Origin of the sequence: Alkalibacter mobilis, assembly GCF_015594845.1 — a bacterium.
Taxonomy (GTDB): Bacteria; Bacillota; Clostridia; order Eubacteriales; family Alkalibacteraceae; genus Alkalibacter; species Alkalibacter mobilis.
In genome coordinates, this window is the sequence record NZ_JADNRK010000007.1 from 61,112 (window position 1) to 78,386 (window position 17,275).

Consider the following 17,275-nt stretch of genomic DNA (forward strand, 5'->3'; position numbering starts at 1 on the left):
TATTCTCCTTCGAAGCGGTCAAAAACCGCTTTTTATTTTTTTAAAGGAAAAACTGCTTTTCGCACATGTTTTGCATCAAAAGCGCTACAGCTTTTCGGAGATTATTAAAATCATCTGGAATATAATTAAGCTGTAAATAGACCAGGAGGCGGTTATGATGTCGAAGAATATGCGAAAGAAAGTAAAACTTGCAATGATTGGACTGATTGTTTCGGTGGTTATTTTATCAGGGTCATGTGCCGGCGATTTTGAGGACATTTCTGTTGATAAGAATGTGGATCAGGTTTCGATTCTTGAAAATTCGCAAGGGGATGCGGTGTCAGTTGTATATACGGAAGTTTCATCTTCAGAAGAAATGACGATTCCCCAGATATATACGGCTTCTAAAGAAAGTGTTGTAGAGATCACTACCGAAACGGTGGAATCCGATGGAAGAATGGGTCAATATGTGTCCTCTGGAGCCGGTAGCGGTGTGGTGGTTTCGAAAGATGGCTATATCGCAACAAATTATCATGTTATCGAGGGTGCCGGCAAAATAACGGTGATACTGTCTGATGGAACGAGTAACTCGGCAAGTGTGATCGGTTTTGATTCCAAGACGGATATGGCTGTTCTAAAAATCCACAAAGAAGGTTTGGTTCCGGTAATTTTCGGCGATTCCGATGCTCTTGTGGTAGGAGAGCTTGCGTTGGCAATAGGAAATCCGTTGGGAGAGTTGGGCGGTACTTTGACTGAAGGTATAATATCAGCCTTGGACAGGGACATAGTCATAGATAATGAATCCATGAATCTGTTGCAGACATCTGCTGCAATAAATCCGGGTAATTCTGGCGGCGGTCTTTTTAATTCTAAGGGAGAACTCATAGGCGTTGTAAATGCAAAATCGAGTGGATCCAACATTGAAGGATTAGGTTTTGCAATACCGTCAAACACGGCAAAAGAGGTGATTGTAGAAATTATTGAAAATGGTTATGTTACCGGCAGGGCTGATTTAGGGGTGGAGTTGGTGGAAATTTCGGACACCAGGACGGCCATGGCGTATCGTGTTGATGCCTTGGGAGTATATGTGGCTAAAGTAGAAGAAGAAACTGAGCTTAAGGCTGGAGATCTGCTTGTTGAGATAAATGGAGATGAAATTGAGAGCATCAATCAGGTTAATAATCTTGTGGAAGACCATTCGGTAGGAGATGCGTTGAAAATCAAGGTGCTTAGAGACGGAGCGGAGATGGAATTATCCGTAAAACTTGGAGAAGAAACAAACTGACTCCACGTTTTTGACAACTTTCAGGTTGATTTCTGATATACTGATTTAGGGGTGATGCGAGTGGAAGAATTGATATATATAGCTGAAGATGAAGATAATATCAGGGATGCAGTAAAAGCTTTTTTGGAAAGTGAAGGTTACAAAGTCAAAGATTTCAGCAACGGAGATCTGTTGTATGAAGAATTTTTACAAAGTGCCTGCGACCTGGTGATATTAGACGTCATGATGCCTGGTTCTTCAGGTTTTGAAATAACAAAAAAAATCAGGGCTTCAAGTACGGTTCCCATTATAATACTTACAGCCAGAGATAGCGAGATAGATTATGCTACAGGAATAAATCTTGGCAGCGATGATTACTTTACCAAACCTTTCAGTGCCATGTCACTGGTAATGAGAGTCAAGGCAATGCTAAGAAGAGTCATGCTTGACAGACAAAATGTCGTTGAAACACCTGACTCGGATGTGGTGTACGGAAACATGGTCATTGACAAAAAAGGCATGGTTGTATCAAGCGAGGGCAAGAATATAGAATTGACCCCTACGGAATATAGCCTTATGGTTTACCTTTTTGACAATTCGGACAGAGCCGTTTCAAGAGACGAACTTTTAGACAATATATGGGGTTATGGCAAAGACATAGAGACCAGGGCATGCGATGATACGGTCAGAAGATTGAGAAAAAAGATAACTCATACAACTGTCAGGATAGAAACTGTCTGGGGATTTGGTTTCAAACTTAAGGAGGAAACCCCTTGAAAAACACCAAGAAAAGCATCAGATTTCGATTGATGGTGCTGGTTACAGGACTCATACTATTTGTTTTTGTCATGGTTTCAATAACATTTAATATTTTGATCACCAAATATATAGAATCCAATGCCACAGAAGTTTTGACTCAGGCCAGGCAAATGGCGACATCCGGCAGCGATAAACCGGACAGAAATCCTGCGGGAAAATCTGAAACTGTTATACTGACAGAAGACTATCGCATTTTATTCCCTGAGTGGATCCCTTCTGGTTTTAACGGCGAATCTGATCTTGAAGTATTTGTTGAAGGGTTAAAGGATGAAAATGGAGAACTTGCCAGCGACCAAATCGAAAGGATCGAGACGGGAGAAAATCTCTATTATTACACTTCTATCAAGATAAGCGGATTTGATGAAGGGTACGGTGTGTTTTTTATAAACATGACAAATTTGTTTATCTTTCAAAAGAATCTGAGTAGAATACTTTGGGCAGTACTTCTTATAGCGTTAGTTGCTACCGTATTTTTAACTTCGATAATATCACTGAGAATTACTGAACCTATAAAAACCATTTCAAGACATGCCAAGCTTATTGGAGAGGGCAAGTATAAAAGCATCGAAGAAGACTTCAGTGATTTAGAACTGGATCAATTAAAATCTTCATTGAATGAGACGACAAAAAAACTGGAAAAATACGATGAGGATCAAAAAGTTTTTTTTCAAAATGTTTCACACGAGCTTAGAACTCCTTTGCAAATAATAAAAAATAACGCTGAAGGTATTGGATATGGATTGTTGGACAGCAAAAAAGCGACTGAAATAATTAAAGACGAAACTGATCATTTGGGAGAACTGGTAGAAGATATGATATATCTTTCGAGACTGGAATCAGGATCAAAGGACATGGTATTCACGGAAAATGACATGAGAGAGATTTTGTCCTACACATTGGAAAGATTCAGGAATATTTTCGAAAGAAAAGGGATACGTGTGATTTATGATTTTAGCGAGGAACCGGTTTGGTTCGCCTGCGAAGAAAAATCACTCGAAAGGGCATTTGTAAATCTAACGTCTAATGCATTGAGATACGCCAAGTCAAAGGTTAGCGTAGCTTGCAAGTTGACTGAAGGAAGAATACTTATTAGTATCTCAGACGATGGTCACGGAATATCCGAAGAAGACTTGCCCAATATATTCAACAGATTTTACAAAGGAGAAAAAGGTGTTCATGGGATCGGATTGTCCATAGTTCAATCAGTTGTCTATTCGCATGGAGGAAGAATAGAAGTCAAAACTGGTGATGAAGGCGCTGCGTTTACAATAATATTCGATAAAACTTGATATGGATCAGTTACATGAAGCCTTAGGGCTTCTTATTTTTTTTTGAATTTTTTGCGTTAAATTTGCGTTAATTATGATGGAGTTTTTCGGAGATGTGATTCTCACAAGAAGTTAAAATAAATGTGCAAGGTGATTGGAGAAACAAAAATCGAAGGGATGATAAAAATGGAGGAAAGGCAATATCGAAATGAAAAAAAGCATATAATTTCCCAGGTGGCTAAAGCCATGTTAAGTTCGAGGCTGAGTAGAATTTTAAAAAAAGATGAACATGCCTCTGGTGATACATATCTAGTCAAAAGTCTTTACTTTGATACTGTGTATGACGAAGCACTCAATGAAAAACTTAGCGGGGATCCTACCAGGGAGAAATTTAGGATAAGGTTTTACAATAACGATATAAAATTCTTAAGACTCGAAAAAAAGGTTAAGTTCTATAACAAGGGTTACAAGTTATCAGCTAAATTGGAAGAAGATGAAGCCGAAAAAATAATCAGGGGAGATTTGGAGTTTTTAAAATACTCAAATGAGGATCTGCTGAGAGAATTCTACATAAAAAACAGAATAAAGTTGATCAAACCAAAAGTCGTGATTGCATACGAGAGAGAGGCGTATATATTCAGACCTGGAAACACTAGGGTTACTTTGGATTTCAACATAAAAAGCAGTATGATGCCGGATGATTTTTTCTGCGAAGATAAAGTGTTGATGACGACTGAGATTAACAAATGCGTGCTTGAGGTGAAATTTGATCAGTATATCCCGGATATCATTAGAGATCTGGTTCAAATAGAAGAAACGACAACTACCGCAAATTCAAAATACGTAAGCGGAAGAGCGTTGATGTTTTGATAAATAAGCAGAGATAGGAGTAACTGAAATGACATTTAATGATATTTTAAAATCAAGTTTTTTGGAAAAGATAGGTGAATTTTCTTTTGTAGATTCTTTTATAGCCTTGCTGGGAGCCTATGTCTTGGGCATGTTTATTTACTGGGTTTACAAAAGGACCTTCAACGGTGTGATGTATTCAAAACCATTTAATACTTCTTTGGTCCTGTTAACGATGTTGACTACTTTCATAATACTGGCAGTGACTACAAATGTAGTGTTGTCACTTGGCATGGTTGGGGCGCTTTCGATTGTCAGATTTAGAACCGCCATAAAAGATCCCCTGGATCTGGTATTCCTGTTTTGGTCATTGGGGACGGGAATTATACTGGGGGCAGGTCTTTTGCCGCTGGCAATACTGGGGTGTGTGATGATAGGAGGGGTTTTGACATCGTTTCAGGCTAAGGTTGTCAAAGAAGCCCCCTACATCCTGATGATGGATGTTGACAGTGAAAATACTGAAATAACCGCAAGCGAGATAATAAGAAAAAGGATCAGCAGGATGAAATTGAAGTCCAAGACAGTCGGCAACGGTCGGATAGAATTGATATACGAGCTCAGATTGAAAAATGGGGAGACCGGAATCGCCAATGAACTGGCTAACATTACTGGTGTAAAAAATACTTCTCTCGTAAGTTACAATGGAGAATACGCAGTTTGATAAAGAAAGGAAATGAATATGAAAAAGATGGCTATAATGATCGCTCTGTTGGTCGCATTGATGCAGGCAACAGGATGCAGTGGCGATCAGAATGATACAGCAAATCAGGAGATAGTGGAAAGTGTTGACACAGCGGAGATGGCTGCACTTTCAGCTTCAGAAATAAATGTGGAATTAACTCAGGAAGAGCTTGATTCCACTTGGGATGAAGATCAGTCGGTGAAAATTACGCTAAATGACGCAGGAGCAACATTTGATGGTGGAAAGGGTGTTAGCATAGTTGGCGGCATTATTACCATAACCCAAGGAGGCACCTACGTTTTGGAAGGGGAAATTGATGACGGGCAGTTAATAGTCGATTCACAAGATTCGCAGAGTGTGCAACTGGTTTTAAACGGTGTTTCCATTTCGAGCAGCTCTTCAGCCATATACATAAAAAAGGCTGAAAAAGTTGTAGTGACTCTTCCGGAAAATACGAAAAATTTCATCTCGGATGGGGATAGTTACTCTATAACCGAGGAGGAATACGAGCCGTATGGAGCACTATTCAGCAAGGAAAACCTTGTGATCAATGGAGAGGGATTCCTGGATGTTGCAGGAAATTGTCAAAACGGCATTGTGAGCAAGGATGAATTGAAAATAATTGGGGGAAATCTGACGGTAACAGCAAATAATGACGCTATTCGCGGCAGGGATATGGTGGCCATATACGATGGGAATTTCACGCTTACATCTGTCGGTGACGGTATTCAGTCGAATAATGACGAAGATTCCTCAAAGGGTTATATTTACATAAAAGACGGAACATTTGGCATAACATCCGGTTCTGACGGCATACAGGCCCAGACAAGCATTTTAGTGGAGGGTGGAGATTTTGCCATAGCTACTGAATCCGACTCTGAAGACGTCAGTGCTAAAGGCATCAAGGCAGTGGAAGATATTTTGATCAGGGGAGGGAAATTTATTTTAGAGACATCTGACGATGCAATCCATTCCAATGGCAGTATCGGCATCGAAGGAGGAAGTTTTGACATTGTATCGGGTGATAGTGGCATTCACGCTGACGAATCCCTGGTTATCGATGATGGAGAAATCGAGGTGGAAAAAAGCTATGAAGCGGTTGAAAGTGCTTCCATAACCATAAATGGAGGCGAACTTCATCTGGTAGCTGAAGATGACGGGATAAACGTTGCCGGCGAGGTCGACGGATCATCTCAGAACGGAAGACCTGGACAAAATAGTTTTTCTGAAGAAAGTGATAATTCTCTTGCCATCAATGGGGGAAATGTTTACATATCTTCGGTGGGAGACGGCATAGACGTAAACGGCAGTATGGCAATGAACGGTGGTGTGGTAATTGTAAGCGGACCTGTAGATTCCAGAAACGGTGCGCTGGATTACGACGGTGATTTCTCAATGAATGGAGGGACCCTTGTTGCCGTGGGAAGTTCGGGCATGGCGCAAGCACCTGGAACAAATTCGGAACAATTAAGTCTTATGCTGAATTTAGAGCAACAAAGCGAAGGAAGTTTGATACATATTGAATCGGAAGATGGAGATCAATTGTTGACGTTCAAGGCAGAGAAGGATTTTTCTTCACTGGTATATTCTTCGGCTGAAATTAAGAACGGAACGATCTATAAAATTTATTCCGGTGGCAGTGCAGAGGGAAATGAATCAAACGGTTTATACACAGAGTCAACATATATCCCGGGAGATGTACTGGCTTCGATAGAGGTTTCCGACATTACAACAGTTTACGGTTCTTCTGCAGCAGGAAATTTCGGAGGCGGAGGGGCGCAAGGTCGCATGCCAAAAAAAAGGGATCAAGGTTTGGTGCCACAAAAAAACTAAAGATAAAATATTATCAATGATATTGAATTTTAAAGAGATTGCATGTTAAAAAAAATAAATGATAATTGAGTATTATGAGCCTTAGCTAAAAGAGTGGAGTTTACCCACTCTTTTTTTAGTAGAATAAAAAAATGAAAACAATTTCATTTGTACAATTAGTACAACGAAAATGCTTAAATCAATGCATTGGTGACATGTTAAAATTGTGTTATATGATCTAAAATAAAAGCAAGTTCACAAGAAACATTTATATTGTAACAACTAATTGTGATGGATTTATCATTGTAATCGTATTATTGAGAGCAGGTGGACAGTTGAGCAACATAGTTTCAGACTTGGTCAAAGACGTATACATACCTCGAATGTTCAAAGTGAAACAAATTTTTGAAAGGCCTTTTTTGGCCGATGAGGAGATCAAGTCAAGGATCACTGACGGATTATTGAAAGAAAATATCACAGGCGGTATAAAGCCGGGAATGAAGATTGCAATAACCGCAGGTAGCAGGGGAGTGGCAAATATAGCCCTTGTCACCAAGACGATCGTTGAAGCTGTCAAGTCCAAAGGGGCAGAACCCTTTGTAATTCCAACCATGGGAAGCCACGGTGGTGCAACAGCCTCAGGACAAAAATCAGTTCTGGAAAGTTATGGGTTGACGGAAGAATACCTGGAGTGCAAAATCAAATCTTCCATGGAAGTAGTTAAAATCGGCGTCAATGAAGAGGGAATGGACGTATTGATCGACAAATTTGCCAGTGAAGCCGATGGCATCATAGTCTGCAACCGGATCAAGCCGCACACTTGCTTTAGAGGCCCATATGAAAGCGGACTCATGAAAATGATGACTATTGGTTTGGGCAAACAGGCAGGTGCAGAGGTGTGCCATGAAGCAGGATTCAAACATATGGCAAAATACATACCTATGTTTGGCAAAGTCATACTTGAAAACACTCCAATAATTTGCGGAATAGCATTAATGGAAAACGCTTTTGATGAGACTTGTAAAATAGAGGTCCTTGATCCTCAAGAGATTGAGAAACGGGAACCTGAACTTTTGGAAGAGGCCAAATCAATGATGCCCAAAATCTTATTTGAAGAATGCGACGTGCTTGTTTGCGATAAAATAGGCAAGAATTACAGTGGCGGTGGCATGGACCCCAACATTACGGGGACATTCGTGACACCATATGCATCCGGGGGGCTAAAGTCGCAAAAGGTTGCAGTTTTGGATCTGAGTGACGAAAGTCATGGTAACGGCAACGGCATCGGTTCGTCCCACGCGACTACAAGAAGATTTTTCGACAAAATGGATTTTGAGATGACATATCCAAATGCCATAACGTCTACTGTAGTGGATAATGTCAGGATACCGATGGTAATGAAAAACGATAAGGAAGCAATACAGGTTTGTATTAGGACCTGTAATGAAATAAATAAAAAAGCTCCAAGGATCATTAGGATTTCCAACAGTTTGGATGTTGAGCACATCTGGTTGTCTGAAGAATATTATGTAGAAGCCAAGATGAATCCCATGCTGGAAATCAAATCAGAGCCCGAATATTTTGTTTTTGACGAAGAGGGCAACCTATTTTAGTTATCGGCACAGAAAACCCTGTGTTGAGAATCGGACGTAGTCCGAAATATATTTTTTAATTAATAGGAGGGAAAAGAATGAGCAAAAAAGGGAAAATCGTTAAGTTAGTATTGGCACTGGCACTAGTCGCAAGTTTGTTTCTAACTGGATGTACTTCAAACGGTGACAATGGAAGCAATGGTGACAATGGTGAAGCTGAAGCCAGTCTGACAGGGCAGCGTGTAAGAGTTGTAATTGGTTCTACTTCAACTGGAGGAGACACTTATCTTACATCCGACACAGTTACAAGATATTTATCTGAAAAATTGGACTTCAACGGTAAAGTAGATGCCATAGGCGCTTCCAGAGCATTGGAGGAAATCGTAACTACAGAACCTAATGGAGAAACCATCATGATGTTCCACGACATGACTTACCTTGGAGTAGCTTTCGGAGCTTATGAAGACAGATACGCTCTTGAAAACTTCATAGTAGGACCAAGATTTGCATACAGTCAATTGTCTTGCTTGGCTGCATCAGCTGACGCTCCATACAACGATTTGGCAGAACTTGCCGAATATTTGGAAGCAAATCCAAATGAAGTTGTTAAGATCGCTATCGAGGCTGGTGGAGTATCTCAATTGGTATTCAACAGCTATTACAGCTGGGTCGATGAAACATACGGCGACGAAGTTTCAAGCAGAGTAAGAGCATTTATTTCAGGATCTACTGATGAGAAGGCTCAGGCGCTTTGGGATGGAAACTGTGATGTAATGTTTGGTGATGTTACAGCACTTGAGCAGTACGTTTCTGAAGATGTAGATGCACAGATCAGAATGAAGATCGTTGGTATCACTTCAGGCGAAAGGATCCCTGGTAAAGACTACAAAACATTTGCAGAGCAAGGCATCACTCTTGGTGGAGAACCATTCGTATTCGACAAAGAATACAGCGTATTCTACCCAGCTGACATGCCTCAGTCGATCATAGACGAAGTTGATGCTGCAATAGCTGAAATTGCTGAAGATCCGGCATACATCGAAGATCTTGAAAGTATGGGATTCAGAGCAGGATATTTGTCAACTGAAGACAACCAAGAACATATGTATCAAAAGAGAGACAGCTTGATGGAAATGATCAACAACTCTCCAAGCTTGGATGAGCTGACAGCTGAATAACATTAAAACAAATTACTTGAAGATTTCGCGTGGTTCGCCATGCGGAATCTTTATTAAATAAGTAGGAGGAGGACCTCGTGTCTGATTTATTTAAAATCAATATCACATACTCCACATCACATATGTTGTTTCCAAAAATCGTTCTTGGAATATTGGCGATTTTGGCAGTGACAATTGGGATCCAGGAGTTTAAAAAGAAAAAAGAATGTAAAGCGAAGGATAAAGAGTGTTTTTTTATGGAAGGATTTGACAAGCTCAAGCTTTTCGGGACCTTGGCCCTGTTTATAGGCTATATTTTCGCAATGGAATGGTTTAGTTTCCTGCCTGCCAGCATCGTGTTCATGATGTTGTTCAACCTGCTGTATGCGGGATGGCATTCGAAAAAATCAATAATCGTTTCTGCGATTATTTCCATAGTGACCCCGACGCTTGTCTGGTACATTTTTGGAATAGTATTTAACATTACGCTTCCATAGTTTGATTGAAAGAAGGTGAAAGATAAATGTTTGAATTTGGAATGCTTCATTTGGCAGTAGCGCTGCTGGGTGTTGTAATAGGAATAATTTTTGGTGCTATACCCGGAATGACGGCAACCATGGCTTTGGCGATTTTCTTGCCTTTGACTTATGCCTATGATCTTCATGTGTCATTATATTTGCTTCTAGGACTTTACGTAGGTGGGATCAGCGGTGGATTGATACCTGCGATACTTATCAATATACCGGGCACGCCATCATCGATAACCACCACATTTGACGGATATCCAATGGCTCAAAGAGGTGAAGGCGAAAGAGCTTTAAGAATTGGTATCACATCATCGTTATTGGGTGGACTTTTCAGTTTGGCTGTTTTGTGGCTGTTTACACCTCCATTGGCGAGAATGGCCATAAAATTTTCAGCGGTTGAAAAATTTCTGATAATTGTTTTTGCCATGACTGTAATTGCAGCTCTCTCCAAAGGTAATATGTCGAGAGGTATCTTTGCAGGTTTTTTAGGCGTATTGACTGCATTGGTCGGAACTTTCAATGACAACAACATGATCAGGCTGGTTCCTGAATTTTTGAGGGTGGAACTTATTTACGGATTTTCATTGTTGCCTGTTCTTATAGGATTGTTTGCCATCTCCCAGGTGTTTGAAGAAGCCGAGGCGTGTATGCTCTCCAATCGGGTCACGGGATCGCTGCTTGGAAACAAGGTAAGAAAGTTTTCCTTCAAGGATTTCAAAGGGAACTTTATAAACATAATCAGATCAAGTGCAATAGGAACTTTCATGGGAATCCTTCCCGGTGTAGGTGGAAGTGCAGCTTCTATCCTGGCTTATGCTCAAACCAAGAACTTCTCAAAAAAACCTGAAGAGTTGGGCAAGGGAGCAACTGAAGGTCTTATATCAAGTGAATCTGCAAACAACGGACTTACGGGTGGAGCGCTTGTGCCGTTGCTTTCATTGGGGATTCCCGGTGACTCTACAACAGCAATACTGATAGGAGCATTCATGCTTCAGGGTATTCAGGTTGGGCCTCTGTTTATCACTCAAAATCCTGGGATATGGAACACCATATTGCTGGCATTGTTGATTTGCAACTTTTTGATGTTCTTTGCCATGTTCTTCCCGATAAAGCTGATATCAAAGCTTATTACGGTTCCTAACTGCAGATTGTATCCAATAATAATCCTTATGTGCGTAGTTGGTGCATATGCTATTAATTCCGGTGTAATGTTTGATGTTTGGACATTGTTGCTCTTTGGTTTGGTTGGATATTTGTTCGGAAAAATAAAGTTGCCGATCCCACCGTACCTCATAGGATTTATTTTGGGTGGAGATTTGGAGAAATACTTTATCGACTCGTTAAAGGGAGCCGGTGGATCTTTGGGAGTGTTTTTCAGCAGACCTATTGGAAACGTGATATGGGTGCTGATTGCAATTTCCATTATCTACGCATTGTATGACAACAGAAAATCCGCAAAAACTGCATAAAAAATAATTACAAGCGGGGGAGTGCTTCATTTGAGAAAAAAGAAGGTATTCATAGCCAAGAAAATTCCAAAAGAGGTCGAAGAGTATATCTCCGATCACTGCGATTACGAAATCTGGGACAGGGATGAGCAGATACCTATGGATTTGTTTTATAAAAAAATCGCAGATAAAGACGGAGTACTGCTGACAAAAATACCAGTTGATCAAACGTTTTTCCAACACGGAAAAAATCTCAAAGTTGTAAGCAACATCTCGGCTGGATACGACAATTTTGACGTAGATGAAATTAGAAATAGAAAAATTATCGCTACCCACACTCCAAAAGTCCTTGACGAAACAGTGGCAGATTTGATCATGGGTCTTATGCTGGCTACTGCAAGAAGGATTCCCGAACTGGATGCATACGTCCGGAACAATAAATGGAAACCAACAGACGTAGAGAGTTTATTCGGTGTTGATGTGAGCCATGCCGTTTTGGGGATAATCGGCATGGGCAACATTGGAGAAGCAGTGGCCAAACGGGCAAGAATGGGATTCGACATGGAAGTCTTGTATCATAACAGAAACAGAAAAATAAAGGCTGAAGAGAGTTTGGGAGTCAAATATGCCGATATGGATGATTTGTTGGCCAAAAGCGATTATGTAGTGATTATGACTCCCAGCAATGAAAGTACTTATAGAATGTTCAATAAAGAAATGTTCAAAAAAATGAAGAGAACAGCGATTTTCATCAACGCTTCCAGAGGTGAAGTCGTGGATGAAAATGATCTGGTTGAAGCTTTGAAGACAGGTACGATATTAGGAGCCGGTCTGGATGTTTACGATAAGGAACCGATTCCAAAAGAGAATCCATTATTGGAAATGAAAAATGTAGTTTTGCTTCCGCATATAGGATCAGCCACTCACAAGACCAGATTCGACATGGCCATGTGTGCTGCAAAGGATACGGTTTCAGCGTTGAGCGGGCATCTTCCAGAAAACCTTATACCTGAATTGAAGATTTGATAAAAGTGATTTGTACCCATTATACAAGCTTAAGGTAGTTTTTAATACAGTAATGACATTTGAAGAATTTAAAAAATCTAATATAATCCAATTAAGGAGTAAGTATGGAAAAACCATTATTGATCAAGGTAAACCCCATAGACAATGTAGAAATTGCAGTTAATGATGATGGAATCAAAAAGGGAACGATCATCCGAGAGGACTTGATTTCTGTGGAAGATATTCCGCAAGGTCATAAAATCGCCCTTTCAGACATAGAAAAAGGTGGAAAAGTCATTAGATATGGCGAAATCATCGGATATGCCAAAGATTTTATTGCAAAGGGCAGTTGGATAGACGAGCATAAAGTGGATCTGCCAAGTGCACCGCCTCTGCAGGAATTGCCCGTGGCTACGAAGATCCCCGAGAAATTGCCTCCGCTGGAGGATTATACTTTCATGGGGTATAGAAACCCCAACGGAAGTGTTGGAACAAAGAATTTATTAGGGATAATGACCTGTGTGCAATGCGTTGAGGGAGTACTCAACAAGGCTGTGGAGATAATTGAGAAGGAGTTGCTTCCAAACTATCCAAATGTGGATGGGATAATGCCCATAAATCACAATTACGGTTGCGGGGTGGCTATCAATGCTCCTGAAGCAAAGATCCCAATAAGGACTTTGAAGAACCTGGCCGACCATCCAAATTTCGGCGGCGAACTTGTCATTGTAGCCTTGGGATGTGAAAAACTTCAACCGGAAGTGCTTTTTGATGTAGTTGACAGTAAAAGTGTGATAATGCTTCAGGACGAAACCGGATTTGAAGAAATGATAAAGCGCATAGTTGAGAAAAGCAGGGAGAAACTCGAAATATTGAACAAAAGAAAACGTGTCGAGTGCCCGGCATCGGAGCTGGTAGTAGGACTGCAGTGTGGTGGAAGCGATGCGTTCTCGGGGGTAACATCAAATCCTGCAGTTGGTTATGCAGCAGATCTGTTGGTAAGGGCAGGCGGGACCGTTCTATTTTCCGAAGTTTCGGAAGTGAGAGACGGGGTCCATTTGTTGACGCCCAGGACAATAGATGAAGAAGTCGGTCAAAAATTAAAAGATGAAATGGCTTGGTATGATAACTATCTGGATATGGGCAAGGTAGATAGAGATGCAAATCCGGCTCCCGGCAATAAAAAAGGCGGATTGGCAAATATCGTGGAGAAATCCTTGGGATCCATTGCAAAATCTGGAACCAGCGCCATAGTGGATGTTTTATCACCTGGAGAAAAAGCTACAAAAAAAGGTTTGATATACGCTGCTACACCTGCCAGCGATTTTGTTTGTGGAACATTGCAACTGGCATCTGGAATAACAGTTCAGGTTTTTACGACAGGCAGAGGAACGCCCTACGGTCTCAAGATGGCTCCTGTCATAAAAGTTTCCAGTAGATCGGTCCTGAAAAACAAGTGGCAGGATATTATAGATGTGGATGCGGGAATAATAGCAACCGGTGAAGCAACCATTGAAGAAGTCGGTCAACAGATTTTTGAGCTTATCTTAGAGGTCGCCAGTGGAAATAAAAAGACCTGGGCAGATCATTGGGGCATTGAAAATGCCCTGTGCCTCTTCAACCCGGCTCCGGTAACTTAAAAATCATAAATAATATAGGGTTTGAAAAGGAGGAAAATATGAAAATAGAAGATTTGAAAGGTGTCATCCCCCCAATTGTTACCCCGGTGGACGACAATGAAAATGTAGATATAGAAGCTCTTGAAAGAGTCATCGATCACGTTGTAGACGGTGGGGTCCACGGTGTGTTCGTGCTGGGCAGCAATGGTGAGTTTTATGGTCTGGACAATAAAAATCAAAAGACGGCTGTTGTGGCAACTGTAAATCATGTTGCCGGCAGGGTTCCTGTTTATGCCGGAGTAGGCGACATTACTACCAGAGATTGCGTAAAAAATGCCAAGATGGCGGAAGATGCAGGAGCTGATGCTTTAAGCGTATTGACACCAATGTTTATCAATCCCAATGAAAAGGAAATGTACGCTCATTTTGAGACAATAGCTAAATCAACTAAGTTGCCCATAATTTTGTACAACAATCCAGGGAAGACAACTAACAACATCTCTGTCGGTTTGCTCAAGAGACTTGCTGAAATAGAAAATATAATCGGGATCAAAAATACTTCTCTGGATTTTTCACAGACTGTGGAATTCATTTATGCAACGCAGGACAACGATAGCTTTTACGTGCTAAGTGGCACTGACTACTACATATATGCAACTCTAATGTATGGTGGAGTCGGTTGTGTGGCGGGCACTGCAAATGTTGCACCAAAACTTGTTTCCGACATCTACAACAAATTTGCCGAAGGCGACTATCAGGGCGCATTGAAAGCACAATACGATTTGGTGCCTCTGAGAAAAACATATTCTTATGGAAGTTTTCCTGTCGTGATGAAAGATTGCCTGAATTTGATGGGATTAAACGTAGGTCATCCCATCAAGCCCATCGATCATTGCAGTGAAGAAAAAATGGCAGAGTTAAAAAAGGTATTGGCTGACTTAGATTTAATCTAACGGCCATGATTAAAGGTGATAATATGGCAAATGTTCGTGAAGATGCAATGACGGTAATACAAGAATCCATAAAGGCCGTACTACCCGACGTGGCAGTAAGGAGAGCCCTTGATGACAAGGAATTCAACACAAACGTATACGTTATAGCCATCGGTAAAGCTGCCTGGAACATGGCTAAAGCGACAAGCGATGCCTTGGGGAACAAAATCGTAAAAGGTTTGATCATAACCAAGTACGATCACTCCAAAGGAGATATTGAAAAATTCGAGATAATAGAGGCAGGTCATCCAATCCCGGACGAAAATTCAGCCATGGGTGCTCAAAAGGCTCTGGATATGGTGAAAACGCTGAGTGATAAAGATCAAGTTATATTTTTGATATCAGGCGGTGGATCCGCTTTGTTTGAGAAGCCCTTGGAAGGGGTGAGTCTTGAAGATATTATGGATGTTACAGATCAGTTGCTGGGATGTGGAGCGGACATAGTGGAAATAAACACTGTGAGAAAACATCTTTCTGCAGTCAAAGGTGGAAGATTTGCACTTGCGTGTGGAGATGCAAAGATTTACTCCATAATACTTTCAGATGTACTGGGAGACCATTTGGATTCAATAGCATCAGGACCGGCTTATCCGGATTGTACTACATCGGACCAGGCTATGGACATCATAGAAAAATACGGTCTTCAAATCGAAGATCATTTACAGAAGGCGATAATGATAGAAACCCCCAAGGAAATCAATAATTGTGAATCATATGTCACTGGAAGTGTGACTGCCCTTTGCAAGGCAGCGGCCGAAAGCGCAAAAAGGCTAGGGTACAAACCTCTGATTCTGTCTTCAAGTCTGGATTGTGAAGCAAAGGATGCTGGAAGATTCATGGCTTCAATAATAAAAGAAGCCAAAAGAGAAAAACCCAGCGAATATGCACCCAAATTGCCTTGCGCGATCATTGCCGGCGGAGAAACGGTGGTCAGGATCATGGGCAAAGGAAAAGGTGGGAGAAATCAGGAAGCAGCCTTGGCGGCAGCCATCGAGATCGAAAGTATAACAGATTCCGTGTTCTTTTCATTGGGGTCCGACGGAACTGACGGACCTACAGATGCTGCAGGCGGGATAGTTGACGGCAAAAGCGCTGAAAGGATCAGAATGACAGGGATCATGCCTGAAGTTTACCTGGATATGAATGACTCTTACACTGCTTTGAAAGCCGGGGGAGATTTGATTATAACCGGAGCCACCGGTACAAATGTTAATGATGTTATGGTGGCTTTGTGTAAATAATAAATAAATAAAATTTTAAATAAATAAAAAGGAGAGATCAATTATGAAATTAGGATTTATTGGACTGGGTATCATGGGAAAACCCATGGCAAAAAACTTGATAAAAGCAGGTCACGAGCTTGTTGTTTTGGATTTTAACAAAGATTCAGTGGAGGAGCTGAAAGCTCTGGGAGCTGAGAGTGCTGAAACTCCTGCTGAGCTTTTGAAGCAAACAAAAGTTGTGATCACAATGCTTCCAAACTCACCGCATGTTAAAACTGTAGCTTTAGGTGAAAACGGACTGATCGAGGCGGCTGAAGAAGGCTGTGTTCTGATCGACATGAGCTCAATAGCTCCACTTGCCAGCAGAGAGATAGCTGAAGGTCTTGCTGCAAAGGGAATGGACATGCTTGACGCACCCGTTAGCGGCGGAGAACCAAAGGCTATCGATGGAACTATTGCCATCATGGTTGGCGGAAAGAAAGAAACTTTCGACAAGTACTACGATGTTCTTATGAACATGGGAGGTTCAGCGGTATACGTTGGAGAAATCGGAGCAGGAAATATTGCAAAACTTTGTAATCAGGCAGTAGTTGCAATCAATATTGCAGCAGTATCAGAAGCCATGATCCTTGCAAAAAAAGCTGGAGTAAGCCCTGACCTTGTTTACAAAGCGATCAGAGGAGGACTTGCAGGAAGTACTGTAATGGATGCGAAGGCGCCTATGATGATGGACAGAACTTTCGATCCTGGATTTAGAATAGATCTTCATATAAAAGATTTGACAAATGTTTTGGAGACTTCAAGAAGCGTCGGAGCACCGCTTCCGTTGTCGGCATTGTTGATGGAAATGATGCAAGCCATAAAGCTTGACGGTTGTGGCGTGGAAGACCACTCAAGCATAGTCAAGTTCTACGAAAAAATCGCAAACGCTGAAGTAACTAGAGATTAGGGAAAATCAAAGGGCACTGAGAGGAGATTT

15 protein-coding genes are annotated in these 17,275 nt (G+C 41.2%); all 15 read left to right on the forward strand.

All coding sequences use genetic code 11. The features are described 5' to 3' along the window. The first annotated feature begins 154 nt into the window (after positions 1 to 154). The 15 genes from IWB18_RS05660 (at position 155) to garR (ending at position 17,245) form a co-directional block, all read left to right on the forward strand. The gene (locus tag IWB18_RS05660) at positions 155 to 1,264 is read left to right on the forward strand and encodes a S1C family serine protease (RefSeq protein ID WP_195682645.1); all 1,110 of its coding nucleotides are present in this window, start codon (positions 155 to 157) and stop codon (positions 1,262 to 1,264) included. 60 nt (positions 1,265 to 1,324) lie between these two features. After that, positions 1,325 to 2,020 carry a response regulator transcription factor gene (locus IWB18_RS05665; protein ID WP_195682646.1) on the forward strand — a complete coding sequence of 232 codons (696 nt, stop codon included), beginning with the start codon at positions 1,325 to 1,327 and terminating at the stop codon, positions 2,018 to 2,020. Beyond that, complete coding sequence (locus IWB18_RS05670; RefSeq protein WP_195682647.1) at positions 2,017 to 3,351, forward strand: sensor histidine kinase; 1,335 nt, start codon at positions 2,017 to 2,019, stop codon at positions 3,349 to 3,351. The genes IWB18_RS05665 and IWB18_RS05670 overlap by 4 nt, the downstream gene beginning before the upstream one ends. A 120-nt stretch (positions 3,352 to 3,471) precedes the next feature. After that, the gene (locus IWB18_RS05675; RefSeq protein WP_225877776.1) at positions 3,472 to 4,200 is read left to right on the forward strand and encodes a polyphosphate polymerase domain-containing protein; all 729 of its coding nucleotides are present in this window, start codon (positions 3,472 to 3,474) and stop codon (positions 4,198 to 4,200) included. A gap of 28 nt (positions 4,201 to 4,228) precedes the next feature. After that, a complete protein-coding gene (locus IWB18_RS05680; protein WP_195682648.1) occupies positions 4,229 to 4,900 on the forward strand; it encodes a DUF4956 domain-containing protein in 672 nt (223 codons plus the stop codon). A gap of 18 nt (positions 4,901 to 4,918) precedes the next feature. After that, positions 4,919 to 6,754 carry a carbohydrate-binding domain-containing protein gene (locus IWB18_RS05685; protein WP_195682649.1) on the forward strand — a complete coding sequence of 612 codons (1,836 nt, stop codon included), beginning with the start codon at positions 4,919 to 4,921 and terminating at the stop codon, positions 6,752 to 6,754. Positions 6,755 to 7,050: 296 nt separating this feature from the next. Next, positions 7,051 to 8,346, forward strand: a complete 1,296-nt coding sequence (locus tag IWB18_RS05690; RefSeq protein WP_408626606.1) for a nickel pincer cofactor-dependent isomerase, group 22 — start codon at positions 7,051 to 7,053, stop codon at positions 8,344 to 8,346. Between the two features lie 77 nt (positions 8,347 to 8,423). Then, the gene (locus tag IWB18_RS05695) at positions 8,424 to 9,503 is read left to right on the forward strand and encodes a tripartite tricarboxylate transporter substrate-binding protein (protein ID WP_195682650.1); all 1,080 of its coding nucleotides are present in this window, start codon (positions 8,424 to 8,426) and stop codon (positions 9,501 to 9,503) included. 77 nt (positions 9,504 to 9,580) lie between these two features. Then, positions 9,581 to 9,979, forward strand: coding sequence for a tripartite tricarboxylate transporter TctB family protein (locus tag IWB18_RS05700; protein ID WP_207740757.1), 399 nt, complete (start codon positions 9,581 to 9,583; stop codon positions 9,977 to 9,979). 26 nt (positions 9,980 to 10,005) lie between these two features. Then, positions 10,006 to 11,478 carry a tripartite tricarboxylate transporter permease gene (locus tag IWB18_RS05705; protein ID WP_195682651.1) on the forward strand — a complete coding sequence of 491 codons (1,473 nt, stop codon included), beginning with the start codon at positions 10,006 to 10,008 and terminating at the stop codon, positions 11,476 to 11,478. 21 nt (positions 11,479 to 11,499) lie between these two features. Next, complete coding sequence (locus IWB18_RS05710; protein WP_332310665.1) at positions 11,500 to 12,483, forward strand: 2-hydroxyacid dehydrogenase; 984 nt, start codon at positions 11,500 to 11,502, stop codon at positions 12,481 to 12,483. Between the two features lie 104 nt (positions 12,484 to 12,587). Next, positions 12,588 to 14,102: a galactarate dehydratase gene (gene garD / locus IWB18_RS05715; protein WP_195682653.1), complete on the forward strand. Its 1,515-nt coding sequence runs from the start codon at positions 12,588 to 12,590 to the stop codon at positions 14,100 to 14,102. A 38-nt stretch (positions 14,103 to 14,140) separates the two neighbouring features. After that, on the forward strand, positions 14,141 to 15,034 hold the full coding sequence (gene dapA, locus IWB18_RS05720; RefSeq protein ID WP_195682654.1) for a 4-hydroxy-tetrahydrodipicolinate synthase: 894 nt from the start codon (positions 14,141 to 14,143) through the stop codon (positions 15,032 to 15,034). A 23-nt stretch (positions 15,035 to 15,057) separates the two neighbouring features. Further along, positions 15,058 to 16,314, forward strand: coding sequence for a glycerate kinase type-2 family protein (locus IWB18_RS05725; protein ID WP_195682655.1), 1,257 nt, complete (start codon positions 15,058 to 15,060; stop codon positions 16,312 to 16,314). 43 nt (positions 16,315 to 16,357) lie between these two features. Then, a complete protein-coding gene (garR, locus tag IWB18_RS05730; RefSeq protein ID WP_195682656.1) occupies positions 16,358 to 17,245 on the forward strand; it encodes a 2-hydroxy-3-oxopropionate reductase in 888 nt (295 codons plus the stop codon). The last annotated feature ends 30 nt before the right edge of the window (positions 17,246 to 17,275 follow it).